This is a genomic window from Streptomyces rimosus subsp. rimosus, assembly GCF_000720725.1.
In the GTDB taxonomy this organism is placed as follows: Bacteria; Actinomycetota; Actinomycetes; order Streptomycetales; family Streptomycetaceae; genus Streptomyces; species Streptomyces rimosus_A.
Genome location: NZ_JOCQ01000100.1, coordinates 1 through 14,648, shown reverse-complemented (window position 1 = coordinate 14,648; position 14,648 = coordinate 1). Strand labels below are relative to the sequence as shown.

The 14,648-nt window shown below is 65.6% G+C and carries 12 protein-coding genes and 2 pseudogenes; 11 read left to right on the top strand and 3 right to left on the bottom strand.

Going from position 1 to position 14,648, the window contains the following annotated elements; genetic code table 11:
• Window positions 1-52 precede the first annotated feature (52 nt).
• A complete protein-coding gene (locus tag IH45_RS0134430) occupies window positions 53-1,582 on the top strand; it encodes a substrate-binding domain-containing protein (protein WP_030677850.1) in 1,530 nt (509 codons plus the stop codon).
• On the opposite strand, the pseudogene IH45_RS1000000150330 reads toward IH45_RS0134430, so the two are convergent.
• A pseudogene (locus tag IH45_RS1000000150330) lies at window positions 1,485-1,712 on the bottom strand (hypothetical protein); the annotation flags it as partial. The gene IH45_RS0134430 and the pseudogene IH45_RS1000000150330 overlap by 98 nt on opposite strands.
• A gap of 95 nt (window positions 1,713-1,807) precedes the next feature.
• Here IH45_RS1000000150330 and IH45_RS1000000147210 point away from each other — a divergent pair.
• From IH45_RS1000000147210 to IH45_RS0134385, 10 genes and pseudogenes are all read left to right on the top strand, one after another.
• Entirely contained in the window at window positions 1,808-3,424 is a 1,617-nt protein-coding gene (locus IH45_RS1000000147210; RefSeq protein WP_234440785.1) for a recombinase family protein, read from the top strand.
• A 771-nt stretch (window positions 3,425-4,195) separates the two neighbouring features.
• The gene (locus tag IH45_RS0134425; protein ID WP_030677848.1) at window positions 4,196-4,645 is read left to right on the top strand and encodes a hypothetical protein; all 450 of its coding nucleotides are present in this window, start codon (window positions 4,196-4,198) and stop codon (window positions 4,643-4,645) included.
• A 592-nt stretch (window positions 4,646-5,237) separates the two neighbouring features.
• Entirely contained in the window at window positions 5,238-5,558 is a 321-nt protein-coding gene (locus tag IH45_RS0134420) for a hypothetical protein (protein ID WP_030677844.1), read from the top strand.
• 16 nt (window positions 5,559-5,574) lie between these two features.
• Window positions 5,575-6,045 (top strand): hypothetical protein, encoded by a 471-nt coding sequence (locus tag IH45_RS0134415; RefSeq protein WP_030677842.1) that lies wholly within the window; start codon window positions 5,575-5,577, stop codon window positions 6,043-6,045.
• A 643-nt stretch (window positions 6,046-6,688) separates the two neighbouring features.
• On the top strand, window positions 6,689-6,982 hold the full coding sequence (locus IH45_RS0134410) for a hypothetical protein (RefSeq protein ID WP_030677839.1): 294 nt from the start codon (window positions 6,689-6,691) through the stop codon (window positions 6,980-6,982).
• 933 nt (window positions 6,983-7,915) lie between these two features.
• A pseudogene (locus tag IH45_RS1000000150325) lies at window positions 7,916-8,089 on the top strand (helix-turn-helix domain-containing protein); the annotation flags it as partial.
• Window positions 8,090-8,185: 96 nt separating this feature from the next.
• On the top strand, window positions 8,186-9,166 hold the full coding sequence (locus IH45_RS0134405) for a transcriptional regulator (protein ID WP_234440787.1): 981 nt from the start codon (window positions 8,186-8,188) through the stop codon (window positions 9,164-9,166).
• A 441-nt stretch (window positions 9,167-9,607) separates the two neighbouring features.
• Window positions 9,608-9,910: a DUF7848 domain-containing protein gene (locus IH45_RS1000000149040; protein WP_158813358.1), complete on the top strand. Its 303-nt coding sequence runs from the start codon at window positions 9,608-9,610 to the stop codon at window positions 9,908-9,910.
• 443 nt (window positions 9,911-10,353) lie between these two features.
• Window positions 10,354-10,482: a hypothetical protein gene (locus IH45_RS1000000150710; protein WP_260476494.1), complete on the top strand. Its 129-nt coding sequence runs from the start codon at window positions 10,354-10,356 to the stop codon at window positions 10,480-10,482.
• 212 nt (window positions 10,483-10,694) lie between these two features.
• The gene (locus IH45_RS0134385; protein WP_234440784.1) at window positions 10,695-11,660 is read left to right on the top strand and encodes a methyltransferase domain-containing protein; all 966 of its coding nucleotides are present in this window, start codon (window positions 10,695-10,697) and stop codon (window positions 11,658-11,660) included.
• A 75-nt stretch (window positions 11,661-11,735) separates the two neighbouring features.
• Here IH45_RS0134385 and IH45_RS1000000149035 read toward each other — a convergent pair whose 3' ends face one another.
• A complete protein-coding gene (locus IH45_RS1000000149035; protein WP_158813356.1) occupies window positions 11,736-12,074 on the bottom strand; it encodes a hypothetical protein in 339 nt (112 codons plus the stop codon).
• Between the two features lie 172 nt (window positions 12,075-12,246).
• On the bottom strand, window positions 12,247-14,648 hold a 2,402-nt coding region (locus IH45_RS0134380), incomplete at its 5' end, for a ComEC/Rec2 family competence protein (RefSeq protein ID WP_234440783.1).

The window sequence follows — 14,648 nt, the reverse complement described above, 5'->3', positions numbered from 1 at the left end:
GCCTCCCTACATTGCAGGCATTCCGCCATCCGATCAGCTGTGCGAGGTAGTCGTGACCCTGCCGGACACCGAGACGCTCCTCGCCGCGGCCGGGCTCGTCGCCACCGCCGTGCTCTGGGCCGTGGAACGGTTCCTGCCGGGCCGCAAGCGCATCGGCTACCGCGTCCAGATGGACACCGCGATCGGTATGAACCCGCGGGACGCGCACAGCCTCGTACAACTGCGGCTGCTCCGGCGCGACCAGGAGATCACCGACGCCACGCTGACGCTGCTGCGGTTCGAGAACGACGGCGGCAAGGACATCGTGCGGCAGGACTACCAGGAGCCGCTGACGGTCGAGTTCACCGGACGCACGGTCATCGGGGTGGAGGTGCCGGACGCCAATCCGCCGGACCTGGTGGGCATGCTGACCCGTAACGGCGGTGGCCTGCGGCACAGCGGCGGCCGTCTCGTCGTCCCCAAGGTGCCGCTGAACAAACGCAACCACTTCAAACTGCTGGTGCTGCTGTCGGCGGACGAGGGGAGCGGGAGCGGCGACGGGAGCGGTAACGGGCGCTGTCCGGGCGAGGTCGTCGTCGGCGGGTTCATCAGCGGCGGGCGGATCCGCCGCAACACGCAGCGCTGGGGCCCGCGCAAGCTGAGTCTCGCCCTGGGCGGCGTGTGCATCATCCTGGTCGGTCTGCTCGGCGGACTGCTGCTCAGCGGGCAGACGGTGGTGGTGAACGCGGAGTGCGCGGCCGGGCGGTTGACCGTCGACGGCTCCACGGCCTTCGCACCGCCGATGCGGGAGATCGCCGATCAGTACGAGGCGCGCTGCCGGGGTGCGAAGATCGACGTGGCGGAGAGCGGCAGTCTGTCCGGGCTGGGGAAGCTGGACAAGGCGGGCAGGTCCGCTCCGGACGGCGGACCGGCCTTCCTGGCCGTGTCGGACGTGGCCGCACCGTCCATCTACCGGAAGCTGGAGGGCCGGCACGTCGGTGTCATCCTGCTCGGCCTGGTGGTGAACGAGCGGACCGGCGTCCACAACCTCACCACCGAGCAGCTGCGCGGCATCTACACCGGCCGGTACACCAACTGGGAGCAGCTCGGCGGCAACGACCTGCCGGTCAGCATCGTCGGGCGGGACGCCGCCTCGGGCACCCGCCGGGCGTTCGAGACGTCCGTGCTGGGCGGGTCGGAGCCGGGCTCGGTGTCGTCGTATGACTGCAGCGGCAAGGACCGGGACGCGTCGGCACGCGTCACGCGCTGCGAGGTGAACAGCACCGGCGGCCTGCTGGACGCGGTGGGCCGCGTACCGGGTGCGATCGGATACGCGGAGGTGTACGCGGCGGCCAAGCACCCGCGGGTGACCGGCATCCGGCTGAACGGGCGCGAGCCCGACATCGAGTGGGGTGGACAACGCAACTATCCCTTCTGGACGGTGGAGTACCTCTACACCTACGGGCAGCCCGAGGACGGCTCGCTCGCCGCCAAGTTCCGTGCGTTCATGGACTCCGACACGGCGAAGAACATCCTGCGGAAGTACCGGCACGTGCCCTGCGCCGACCGGCCGGCCGCCCCCGGCTCCGTCTGCCGCTCCTGACGGTGGTGGTGAGCCGGTCCCGGCCGCCCAGCACCGCGACGGCACCGTCGGTGTCCGTACGCAGCACCCGGGCGCCCTGGGAACGCAGCGCCTGGACGGTACGCGGCGCCGGGTGGCCGTACGGGTTGCCGAAGACTCCCCGACTAGCAGCTCTGGGAGTCACCCACCATGGCAGCATCTCCGCAGGTCAGAGACAGTAGGCAATCGACTTCCTCACGTACCTGTGTGACCACTCAGCTCAGGGGCGTGTCGTGCCTCCGCCTGTCCGTACTGACCGACGAGACCACTAGTCCCGCACGCCAGCGCGAAGCCAATCAAGACGCTGCGGCAGCACTGGGGATTGACCTTGCCGACCGCGAAGCCGTTGACCTGGGAGTCAGCGCCAGCAAAACCCCGCCTTTTGAGCGCCCGGAATTGGGTGCCTGGCTCCGTCGTCCGGATGACTTTGACGCGCTGATTTTCTGGAGATTCGATCGCGCGGTCCGGTCCATGGACGACATATACACGCTATCGCTCTGGGCACGCGAGCATCGAAAGATGATCGTGATTGCGGAAGGCCCCGGCGGGCGGTTGGTGCTGGACTTCCGCAATCCGCTAGATCCCATGGCTCAGCTCATGGTCACGATCTTCGCGTTCGCCGCACAGTTCGAAGCTCAGGCAATCCGTGAACGCGTGATCGGCGCCCAGGCGGCAATGCGCGTCATGCCTTTTCGTTGGCGTGGCTCCCGTCCGCCCTACGGCTATGAACCTGCGCCTCTTGAAGGTGGCGGCTGGACTCTGGTTCAGGACCCCGAAGCTGTGGCTGTTCTTGAACGCATCATTCGGGAACTTTTGGGTGAGCCCAGCGAAGGTGTTCCCGGTAAGAGCCTGGCAGCGATAGCCCGGGGGCTGAACGAAGACGGCATTCCTTCATCGCGGGATCACTGGAGCCTCAAGAAGGGACGGAAGACTGGCGGGAAGACCGGTGGCAGCGCTGGCGAAACCGTAGTCCGTGAGCGCTTCACATGGCGGCACGGAGCAATAAAAGAACTTCTGACGTCTGAACGACTGTTGGGCTGGAAGATCACCGACAACAAGCCCGTGCGAGACGCTAATGGCGCGCCGATCATGGCTACCGCTGAGCCGATTCTCACTCGCGAAGAATTCGACCTTATCGGCGCGGTGCTTGCTGAGCGTTCTGTGGACAACAAGAAGCCGGACCGTGTGGACACCGTGGCGCTACTGCTCCGCGTGATTCACTGTGACGCCTGCGGAGAGCGAATGTACCTGAACCGACCTTCCGGCAAAACCGAGACGTACAAATGCGGCGCGAACATCCGAGGACGTAAGTGCGACGCCTCAACCCACATCAAGCGCGAGTGGGCTGATGCCTATGTGGAGCGCGAGTTCTTGCGGATGCTCGGAGCGCTGGAAGTCAAAATCACCCGCACAATTCCCGGTTACGACCCGAAGCCGGAACTTGACGCCACGCTCGCCGAGTATGAGGAACACCAAGCTCAGCAAGGGCGGCAAAAATCCAACGCAGCTAAGGCAGCTTGGCAGAAGCGGGCGGATGCGCTTGACGCTCGATTGGCCGAACTCGAAGCGCGTGAGCCCATAGAACCTCGGATCGAAGAAATCCGAACTGGAAAAACCTATGCCGACTTGTGGGCCGAAGCAGACACCGGAGGCAAGCGAAAGCTTTTGCACGACACCGGAGCGCACCTCAGCGTGAAGCGAGCGATCCGAGGAGGCTGGCGCAACTTGGACCCACGGCGCGTTGAATTCGATGTGCGACACCCCTACTTCGCTGAGGCAGCAAGTGACCTAACGGCCATGGCGGCTGAGCTGGAAGCCGTCTAAAACACACGACACCGAGGCAGGCCCCGCCTGGCAGAGATGCCGGGCGGGGCCCCTTTGTGCTCTCCGAGCCCCCGTTAGCCCCAGTGACCGGCGGGGGCTTTTGTGTGTCCACCGACGGGATACCGCACGCAAGGCCCTGAGCAGCCCCCTGAGCGCCTTCTAGCCCCTCATGACCCCGTGAGACCAACAGGCTCCCCTCGCGCCCTCAGGGGGCCGCTCAGGGCTTCCAGGGTGAGACCGTGGTGGACAGCGGAAATGGGAGCGGGAATCACCACCGTGTAGATAGGTTTCCTGCCCCCCGTCAGAAGTGCCTTCTGACCTGCACGAATGTAGAAGTGTAGAAGTGCACCCCACTTCCAATCTAAGTCCCACGCATAGAGAGCAATAGCCGGATCGACCTCACTTCCTACACTTCTACACACCGGGAATGGCTAGGATTCCGCAACTTGCGTGACGCGCGCCACACCTAAATTTCAGCATTCTGCCATCTGCGCAGGTCAGCGTACTGCTAGCCGCTTTCCGGCGGGCATTCGACTCCCTAGACCTATATTGAGAGGGGGAGTGAGCCCCTCAGCGTGGGCGGCCACCACACCGGGCCCATGAAGTGACATTCCAGCTATGGGGGAATATCCATAGCCACTGAACCAGCCCCTGGGCGCGGGTTGAGAGATCTAAGGCGCGTGGTGGCCCCTTGGATCACTCCCCGTGTCTGGGGGCTTTTCTCGTTTCCGCGCACTGATTCGCGGGCCACCACACCAAAGGACTTCCACCATGCCTACGGCAGAGTATGAATACAAGGCAGCACACAAGCGAGTCGTTACAGCTAAGGGCCCTGCCAGCCATAAGGCTTGCGCGTTCTGCGGGACCTTCGCCGCTGAGTGGGCCTACAACCACCAGGACCCAGCCGAGGTCTACCGGGACGGCTATCTGTGGTCTGAGAGCACGGCCTACTACCTGCCACTCTGCAAGCGGGATCACCGGGCGTATGACCGGGCTTTCCGGCAGCACGGCAAGGCGGTACTTCCCGCTGTAGCTGACACGCTCACAGAAGCCGGGCAGCAGCGTTACGACGAAGAGCACAGGCAGGCCGTGGCGGCTTCCACCTTCCACAGTTGGCGCGTGCGGGAAACGGCACTCGGCAACATCACCCCCGAACAGTCTGCCGCTCTCGCTGAGACTTCCGGTGAGCACCACACCCCCCGGGCAACAGCCCTTATCTAAGACCAGGGCAGGGGACTGAAATAGACATGGGGCAGCCCCCTGCCCTCCCTTTTCCTGAGCCGTGCTCGGAAATCCCATGAAATCCGAGCCGACTGACCCCTTTTACCTAGGAAATTCGGAGTAATCCCAATGGGTGCAATCGGGGCCTCACAGGCCGTAGACATTCTCGAAGACCACGCAATCGTGCCGAAGGATGGACAGGCGCGCACTGAGCTTTTCGCCGCCCTTTCCGTGCTCCGTATTCTGGCTCTGGGGGTTGGTCATGACGAATCTAACTGTCGCTGACCGGGCGTATATCTCGGATTTCGTGGCCGCTGTTGGTGAAGCTCTGGAAGAGTGCCCGGACTGCGAATCAAGCGTGCCCTTGCTCTTCTACGCATGCGCGAGCATTACGAACAACAGCTTTATCCCTATGGGCAGCTTCGACCGCTTGCTACGTGCGACCGGATACAGCCGCACGAACCGGCGTTATGGAAGTCGCTACAAGGGGATTCGCCCGAAGGACCCGGCGCTACATCCCCGGGTTTGGTACTGGAACTAACCACCTCCGAAATTTCGGAAGTGGTCAACCGCTCTGAAAGGAAACTCCCCAATGACTGAAACCCCCTGGTACATGCGCACCATTGACCCGGGTGCGATTGACACCAACGACCCTGAGCGCAAGCGCAAGCACCTTGAGTCCATCGCATCTTCGGCCAGCGCCGAGGGTGACGCCATGGTCTCGCACCTAAAGGCCGCTGAGGCGCGCGGAGTTGAGGTCGACCCTTCTACGCGAATGGCCATGGGCTACGCGACCGTTGCCCGTAAGGCTGCCGCTCAGCTAGGCGACGCTCCGCAGCGACAGACCAGCGCGGGTGACGCTGACCTAACCCCTGAGCAGCGCATTGCGCGCGGCTACGGCACCAGCAACTGAAAGGGCACCAGACACCATGACCGCCATTGACATTGAGAAGGCGCGTAAGGCCGCTGAGGCGGCTGCCGCGAAGTTGGCTGAGGCTGAGGCCGCTGAGGCTACCCGGCAGGCCGAGAAGGCCGCTGAGCGCGTTGAGGCACAGCGAGAGAAGGACGCTGAGTTTCTTTCTCAGTGGGAGGTGCTTGACGCTGAGCTACAGGAAGTCGGCTCGAAGTCTGCCGCTGATGCCATCTATGAGGGCACTGACCCGATTGCCGCTGTAGCCCACTTCTGGGTGGAGCGCGCGAAGCGGAATGCCATTCGGTCCCATGCGCAGAGCGCTTACTACCGGCTGCACGGGCAGCACCCTGACGACACGTTCGCACGGGCACTTCCTGAGCGAGACATGCGCATTGCCGACCGGCTAGAAGAGGCGATTTACAAGGCTGCCATGCGGCACGGCGCTGACCTTGCCGAGAAGCTACAGGCTGAGTGGGTTGTCGAGTAATGGCACATGACCTACTGGACCCGGGGCCGGACTACAACGGCCAGCCTGCTTACCTGGTTTGGCCCCGGGACGCGAATGGAGCCCCGTGCTTTGCCGACTCGCACGCTGCCGCTGATGTGGTCTTCCCTCAGCCTGGTGCAGCGCCGGTAACCCGGGGCACTGTCCGAATGCGGAACGCGCTGGTTGACCTGACGCACTATGACGCTGAGGGCAACCCGCTGATTCCCCCAACCGTTCCGCTAGACGTGCTGCGGCAGATGTGGGCTGACCACTATGGCTGATAGCCCGTTCTGTGAGCTGTGCACTGAAGACGGGCTAGGCGTGCCAGCGGATGTGAACTGTTTCTATCCGCTGACGCGTTCTCAGCTCATTGCCCGGGGCGTTTCCCGGCCGGATTCCCCGGGATATCGGAAGTCAATGTGTCTCGTCTGCTACCGGGCATGGAAGCGGAGCGCCTGAGCACACCAGGGGCCGTGTTGCTGGAACCCACCCACCAGCGGCACGGCCCTTTGGCTGCCCGTTCGCACTGGTCCCGACTGCAACCAGGCACCCCGAACCGACGAAAACCCCCACGTTTTCTGGCCTGTCCTTTTCCCTGACCGCCTCTTCGCTGGCGTGTGTGCTGGCGTGAAGGAGAACGCCCATGCTCGCTGATGACTGCGCGCCCTCACACGCTGAGTCGCTGACCCAATCGCTGAGATATGCACACGGCTACGCCGATGAATTGCGGCTCATGCTCGCTGACGGCAACGCTGATCCAGAGAAGGCAACGCGCCTAGTGCACGCCATTCGGAACATGCTGTGTTCTGCGGAAGATGAGCTAGACCCACTGGACGACGTACAGCAGAACCTAGACGCTGCGGCGGCAATCCACGGGCTCAGCGATGCGGAGCTATTCAGCGCCATTACTGATGACCCCACCTCCGGAAATCCGTAGGTGGTCCCTGCCTTCCTGAATGGACCCCTCCCGTGCCATACCGCCCCCGGCGTCCCTGCCCTGTCGTACCCAACTGCCCTAACTCCATAGGCGGTAAGGAGCGGGCTTGCCCTGATCATGTGCACATGCTGACTGCCCGACGCGCTGAGAAGGGGACTAGCGCATACGGCAAGGATTGGCCACGCAAGCGTGAGTCATTCCTGTACATGAATGCTTGGTGTGTGTTGTGTGGCCAGCCTTCCAAGGTTGCCGACCATTACCCGCTGAGCCGCAAGGAACTGGTTAAGCGTGGTGTTGCTGACCCGAATGCACATGAGTACCTGAGAGCCCTTTGTGTTCGCTGCCACAACCGTGAGACTGGCCGTAATCAGGCTGGTGGTGTTGTCGCTGAGAGGCAAAGGCAGTCACAGGCTCAGCGTGAATGGCAGCACTGGACAGAGAAGCACGACGCTGAGGCCGAAGAGCCGCCGTTCTGAGCCCCCTGGGGGGTGACCCCCTCCGGGCCTGACAGAAGCGCGGCAGGGAGGGAAAAGACTAGCGCCGCAGCTATGAGCGTTTGCGCGGACTCCATATCTACAGCATTAAGCCCCGTACCCATTCCCGGTACGGGGCTTAATGCATTTTGATCACACAGTGCAGCGGCAAAGACCGTCGCATCCAGCGGAGGTTCGAGGCTTCGGGCGACTGCCGGGCCGACTACCGGGGACCTCCGCCTGTCGTCACGCTTAGTCAGGTCTCTGTCGGCAAGACGGGCTCGTTGCGCATGAATGTCCGTTTCCTCCAGAAGGCAGCCGGCCGAAATCTGGGCACTCTCTGTGATCACTGGCGGGACGCTGGTAGAAGGGGCGGGGACCGTTGGCGCTGCCGGGGGCGCGATGACCAGGCGTACGCTGGACGGACGGAGCACCACACCACACGCACTAGGCGGGGATCATGAGCGCTCTAGGGGAAAACGTACGGAAACACCGTCTCTTGGCCGGACTGACGCAAGAACAGTTGGCCTACGCGGCTGGTCTTGCACCTTCCACAGTGGCCAAGCTGGAGCAGGGTGGAAGCGTCAGGATCGAGACTCTTCATATCCTCGCTCGCGCACTGCATGTGAAAACTTCTCAGCTCATGGCTTCGGGTACGCCGGAACCAGTTCGGGCAGAAGACCCAACCCGCGTCGGGCTCGCAGAATTGCGGAGTGCGCTTACTCCGCCTATGGGCCTTTCAGACGGCACCAGCGAGCGCACCGACGAAGTGCCGAACATCGCAGCGCTCTTGAGCGTGGTCAGGTCTGGGGCAACTGCGTACGACTCCGATAACTTCGGCTCGGTCGCTGGCAAGATGCCGCAGATCATCCGAGACACGAATTCCGCTGTTGCCTATTACGACAGCGGGGATGAACGTGCCCAAGCGCTGACCGCCCGCGCGGAAGCCTACCTATTGGGTGGGCGGTACCTCACGCAAGTTCGGCAATATGACCTTGCCTACCATGCCCTGTCGGGTGCGATACAGGACGCGCGAGCGGTCCAGGATATGAACACGGCTGGGTATGCCGTCGTCATCATGTCTTGGCTCCTACTCAGGCAAGGTCGTTTCGATGATGCGGAACGCGCGGCCATCGAAACGGCAGACCTGCTAGAGCCGCGCATCTCAAAGGCTACTCCGGAAAGGCTGGCTGTCTGGGGGTGGCTCGCACTGCAAGCGGCAGCCGCAGCAGTCCGTAACAACCGTCCGGACGACGGCGGGGAAGCGCGGAGAATCGCCGAATCTGCCGCTGCTGCCCTGGGCAGTAGGCCAGGGAGCAAACAACATCGCTTCGGCCGGTTCGACAGCGCCGTTGCCGGTATGAAGAGTCTCGAAGATGAGCTGATCAACGAAGGCGGAGACCCTTACCGCGTCATTGACGAATCCACGAACAAGGCGCGCTTTTCAGATCACGCCATGAAGGTCGCGCGGATCGCCGAGACCGACAAGGAATGGAATCGGCACCGGCTCACCGTCGCAACTGCGTACACGAAAATCGGGGAACACGAAAAGGCGCTAGACCGGCTGACGGCCATTGAGTACGCCAATCCCGAATGGATCAAACACCAGCGCATGGCTCAAGATGTCATGAGCGACATTGTGCGCAAGCGCAAGCGCAGGCTCACCGCTGACATACGAGCCATGGCTACCCGCCTGGGCGTCCTGGGCTAACTACCGCGTAGCGCGGTAGTTAGAGGCGCGACTAGCCCCAACTACCGCGCTACGCCTGTGGATTGGACGGCTCCACACTCGTACGGTCTTCCCATCAGGAAGAACGCACGGGAGAGGGGCCGACGTGCCACACAGAACTAGGTGTGAGCGGCAGCGTCGGCGTGATCTTGCTGACGCTGCTTCGGGTGTCTGGCCGTCTGTTGAGTGCTCAGAGGCTCACGAGACAGTGAGCGGCGCCCGTGGGCAGCGAGCCGCAGGTATGCGCCTGGGGAACGCCGCGCCGGATGAGTGGTACCCCTTTGACGGGTCGCTAGTGCGTCCGCACCTCTCTGCGTTCGAGTGCGAGAACGACGTGGCCGACGCCTACCGGCTGTTGTTGCCTGTCGATTATTTGCGCGGCCTGGTCGTTCATCGACGCGAACACAGGAACGGTGACCACAAGTGACCCAACCCGATGCAAAGCCCCGCCTGTTCTCCCGAGACCTGCGTATGCGCTCCAGTGGCGGAACGCCTGCTGCCCTCTCGGAGGCGGAACGTCAGGAAGTCCGTATCAACGGCGCCAAGTTGGTTGACACCGTGTGCCGGAACTGTGGCGCGGAATCGGATCGGCGCGTCGGCATGGACGGACCGGCGTACGACTGGGCCCGGAGTCACCAGAAGGAGACTGGGCACGAGGAGTTCGCGAAGCGCGACAGCTTGGATTTCCGCGTGATTCCTAAGCACAAGCCGCAGGCTGCGAAGTGAGAAGACGCGTAACCCTTCAGGCAACGATAGGCGTGGTAGGCGCCCTTTCGCTCATCTTGGGGTTTGTGGCGCTCTACCTGTCCTACGCCCTTCCTTTCTAGGTTCCCGTTCCCCTGACCTGACTTCGCCACGGTCCCTCTCACCTCACGTGGTCCACATCGGTCAGGGGAACGGGGCTCCACTCCTCACCTGCGGGCCCAGTCCACCCGCTCGTGGGGAAGGGGGCGCCGGTGCCTCCCTGTGGGCATACGACAACCGGCGTCCCCGCCCCAGCTCCCGTCCGGTCGTACTCCTCATGCGTTGCCGGGCGGGAAGGGAGCGCCAGTTCGCAACGGCACGGTTGTGGGCTGGTGCTCCCGTTCATACGCCCGTCCGGTCGCTCCCCCAGGATCAGCGGCCGGGCGGGTCGCAAGGCACATCCGACAGCGATTGAAGGAGAAGCTATGCGCAAGCCCTGGATTGTGGCGATGGGTGGCCAGGAGAACGACGGCCAGTCGGGCGCCGGGCACGGCGGTAAGGGCTCCGACGAGGGCCAAGACTCCGGCCACAGCGACAACGCGCCCAAGAAGTGACACAAGGCAAGGGCACGGCGGAGGCCAGTCTTGAGCGGTTGGCCTCCGCGCTCACTGAACAGGGAACGCTCACCTCGGATTGGTTGCCCGCTTTCAAGCGATCCCCAAGGAATCTGTTCATCCCGGACCTGATTTGGCCCGGCACGGCACACGGGGCGGAGCACGCCCAAGGAGTACTGAAGTCTGAGAACCCCGCCGCATGGTGGGATGCCGTGGCGTCTGACATCCCGATCACGACCCAATGGGACGACGGCCAGCACGACGGGCGCACGGTCGGCAAGATCCCTACCTCCTCCAACTCCATGCCGACCATGGTTTTTTCCATGCTCAATGACCTTGCTGCCCAAGACGGACACAAGGTGCTTGAGGTTGGGACAGGCACGGGCTGGAACGCTGCCCTACTCGCTGCCCGGCTCGGCGCTGAAAACGTGACCAGCGTGGAAGTGGACACGGCCGTACACGAAGCGGCACGGAAAGCGATCGAGAACACGGGCCTTGTGCCGACACTGGTCCTGGGGGATGGCGCGGACGGATATGCCGATCACGCCCCGTACGACCGGCTGATCGCGACGGCTTCAACGGGGGAGATCCCCCGGGCCTGGATTGATCAGGTGAAGCCGGGCGGGATCATCGTCACGCCCTGGTGGCCCGAGTACGGGGGTGGGGCCATCGTCCGACTGGTGGTGAACAAGGACGGCACGGCATCAGGCCGCTTCACACGCACGGCCGCTTTCATGCGGCTGAGGCAACAGCGCCGGAAGCCGAAACACGTCCGGGAATACATGGGCGGAAAACCGTGGCCCGCTGATGGCGCCCGCTCCATGACAGAGTTGTCCCCCGAGGACATTGCCGGGTGGCTGCCCATGTTCGCCATCGGACTACAGACGCGGGGGGTATTTCCGTGGGCGGAAGAAGGCGAGGGGGACGCCTATGCGCTGTGGTTGCGAGACACGGCTGTCACGTCGTGGGCGACAGCGGACTACGAGCCGGAGGCGGAGCGCTTCACGGTGTACCAGTCCGGACCGCGTGGCCTATGGGACGAAGTAGAGGCGGCTCACCGCTGGTGGGTTCAACAGGGCCGACCTGGGTTCGATCGCTTCGGGCTCACCGTAGCCCGTGACGGCCGTCTGACGGCCTGGTTGGACTCCCCCGACCGTCCAGTACCCTGCGCGAACTGACGGCCCACTGAAGCCCCGCCTGTGCGTGTCCCCCACGGCCGCACGGGCGGGGCTTTTACTGCGGTTGCGTAGAAGTCAGCGTTGGCTCAGAGCCGCGCGCAAGGCTGATTCCAACGCCTTTGCCGCCGGAGCGTTGAGCCGTTCCCCGCGTAGTTCTGCCACGCTGGCAACTTCCCTCACTGCCCCGGCCAACTTCTCAATCAGTGCACAGAGTTCGGCGCGCGAGGTCTCAGGGCGCTGTGCCATGGCCAGCGCATAAGCAACATCATTGCGCGCGGCATTGATGATGTGGGCTTCCGTGTGATCTGCGATCTGATCCACTTCCCCGGGCGCTGCGTACTCTGCTGCGCCTTCGGGGCTGGTCCACGGTAGGCGGCGCAAGGACTCGTGGGCTGCGCCGATAGGGTCTGCCATGCCGACTCCAATCCAGTCGGTAAGCCCCGGCGCGGAAGCTGTCACCTTCCCGCCGGGGTGCTGTCTTTGACCTGATCAGGCTACGCGGCAGCGTGCTTCTGTGCCTCCCTCCGCACCGGTTCTCATGCCCTCTTCCTGCCAGTGCGTCGCTGCGCTGACTAGGGCGGACGTGCTAGAACTGGAAGTCACGAGTCTTCGGGTTCCCGGCTCCACAGCTGATCAGGGCGACGCGCGGCGCCAGGCGGCGTATCAGCATCGGATCCTGGTACGCGGAGCCGTGGTGGGCGACCTTGAGCACATCCACGGTGGCCAGCTCGGGATGTACGGCCAACAGGGCCTGCTGAGCCGCTGGTTCGAGGTCGCCCAGCAGGAGGAACGTCAGGCCCGCGGTGCGCAGCAGCAACGTGACACTGGCGTCGTTCGGGCCTTCTACCGCACGGGTGGCGGCGCGGGAGAAGGCAGGATCGCCGGGGTCGGTGACGGGCGGCCACAGGACCTGCCAGCTGAGCGGTCCGGCGCTGCGCTGCTCCCCGGGCGCGGCAGCGATCACCGGCACTCCGGCGGCAGCCGCCGTACGGCGCACGAAGGCGACCTGGCCGGACGGTTCGGGCAGGGTCGTCGTCTCGACGGCGCCTACCGAGCGCCCGCGCAGGGCGCCGGGCAGCCCGCTGACGTGGTCGGCGTGGAAATGCGTCAGGACGAGGAGCGGGATACGGCGCACGCCCAGTTCGGTCAGGCAGCGGTCGATGGCGGCCGGCTCCGGGCCGGTGTCCACGACCAGGGCGGTCCCCTCCCCCGCGGCGAGCACCAGGCCGTCACCCTGCCCCACGTCACAGGCGACCGCTCGCCATCCCGGCGGCGGCCAGCCGGTGAGGACGCGGGTGAGCGGGACCGGCCGCAGGACCGCCACGAGCAGGGCCAGTACGCCGAGGACGCACAACCAGGGCCGACGCAGCAGCCGACGGCCCACCAGAACGCCTACCGCCGTGACGGCCGCGAGCAGCAGCGCACCGGTCCAGCCGCCCGGCCAGCCCAACTCCGCGCCGGGCAGCGCCGCTCCCGTACGGGCGACACCGGCGACCCACTCGGTCGGCCAGCCGGCGCACCAGGCCAGCGCATGGGCCAGGGGCGGGACCAGCGGGGCGGTGGCGAGCGCCGCAAAACCCAGCACGGTGGCCAGGGCCACGGCCGGCTCGGCCAGCAGGTTGCAGGGCACGGCGACGAGGCCGACGCGGGCGGCGAGCACCACGATGACGGGCGCGCAGACCGCCTGCGCCGCGGCTGCCGCGGCGAGCAGCTCGGCGAGGCGCGGCGGCACCCGGCGGCGTTGCAGGGCGGCGCTCCAGCGAGGGGCGAGAAGCAGCAGCGCGCCGGTGGCCAGGACGGAGAGCAGGAAGCCGTAACTGTGCGCAAGCCAGGGGTCGTAGAGCACGAGCACCAGGACCGCGGCGGCGAGCGCGGGGACGAGGGACCGGCGGCGTCCCGTACCGATCGCGAGCAGCGTGATCAGGCCGCAGGCGGCGGCCCGCAGCACGCTGGGGTCGGGGCGGCAGACGATGACGAAGGCGAGCGCGACCGAGCCTCCGACGAGGGCGGTGGTGCGCAGCGAGAGGCCCAGGAGCGGCGCCAGGCCGCGGCGTTCGGCCCGTACGGAGAGGTGGGGCGGGCCGATGAGCAGGACGAGCAGGATGGTCAGGTTGCTGCCGGAGACGGCGAGCAGGTGGGTCAGGTCGGTGGTGCGGAAGGCGTCGTCGAGGTCGGGCGGGACGCGCGAGGTGTCGCCGACCACCAGGCCCGGCAGGAGCGCGCGGGCGTCGGGGTCCAGACCGTCGGTGGCTGCGCGCAGGCCGGCCCGCAGGTCACCGGCGAAGCGCTGCAAGGCGTCGGGGTCGCGTACCACTTGGGGGCCAGGGCCCGCGGTCACCCGCAGGACGGCGGCAATGCCGTCGGACGACTGAAGGGGCGTACTTGTGCGGGCCGCGATACGGACGCGGGTCGACGGCAGCAGGTGCTGCCAGGCGGAGAGCCGCTTCGTGCGCTGCACGACGACCAGGACGGGAGTGCGGGTGGTGGTGACCGCGCCGTTCGCCGCGGTGACGCGGAGCGCGTCAGCGGTGAACACGGCTGACGGAGGGGCTTGTTGGGCGCCACGCACCCGTGGACGGGTCAGCCGCGGGTCGCCGGTCACCTCCACCTCGGCCGTCACCGGGGCGTACCGGCGCGCCAGCTCGGGCAGCGGTCCGCGCCGTACGTCGGCCGCGTGCAGTGCGGCGGATGCCGCTCCGGCGACCGCACTCAGCAGGATCGCGGCGAGGGCGACCAACGCCCCGGCCCTCCGCCGGTCCGGCCGACGCACCGCGCTGAATACCACAAGCCCCGCCAGCACCACCGCCACCACGCAGACCGCCGCAACCGCACCGCCGGACCACCCCAGGGCCAGCCCCGCCGCACCCCAGGCCGCGAGCGCGGGCCCCACCAGGCGCAGATCGACGCCCTCGTCCTCCGGGCGGGGCTCCGAGGCACCGTACGGGGAGGAGGCGGTGGCGTGGACGGGGGCGCGGTCGGGGTGGGCTG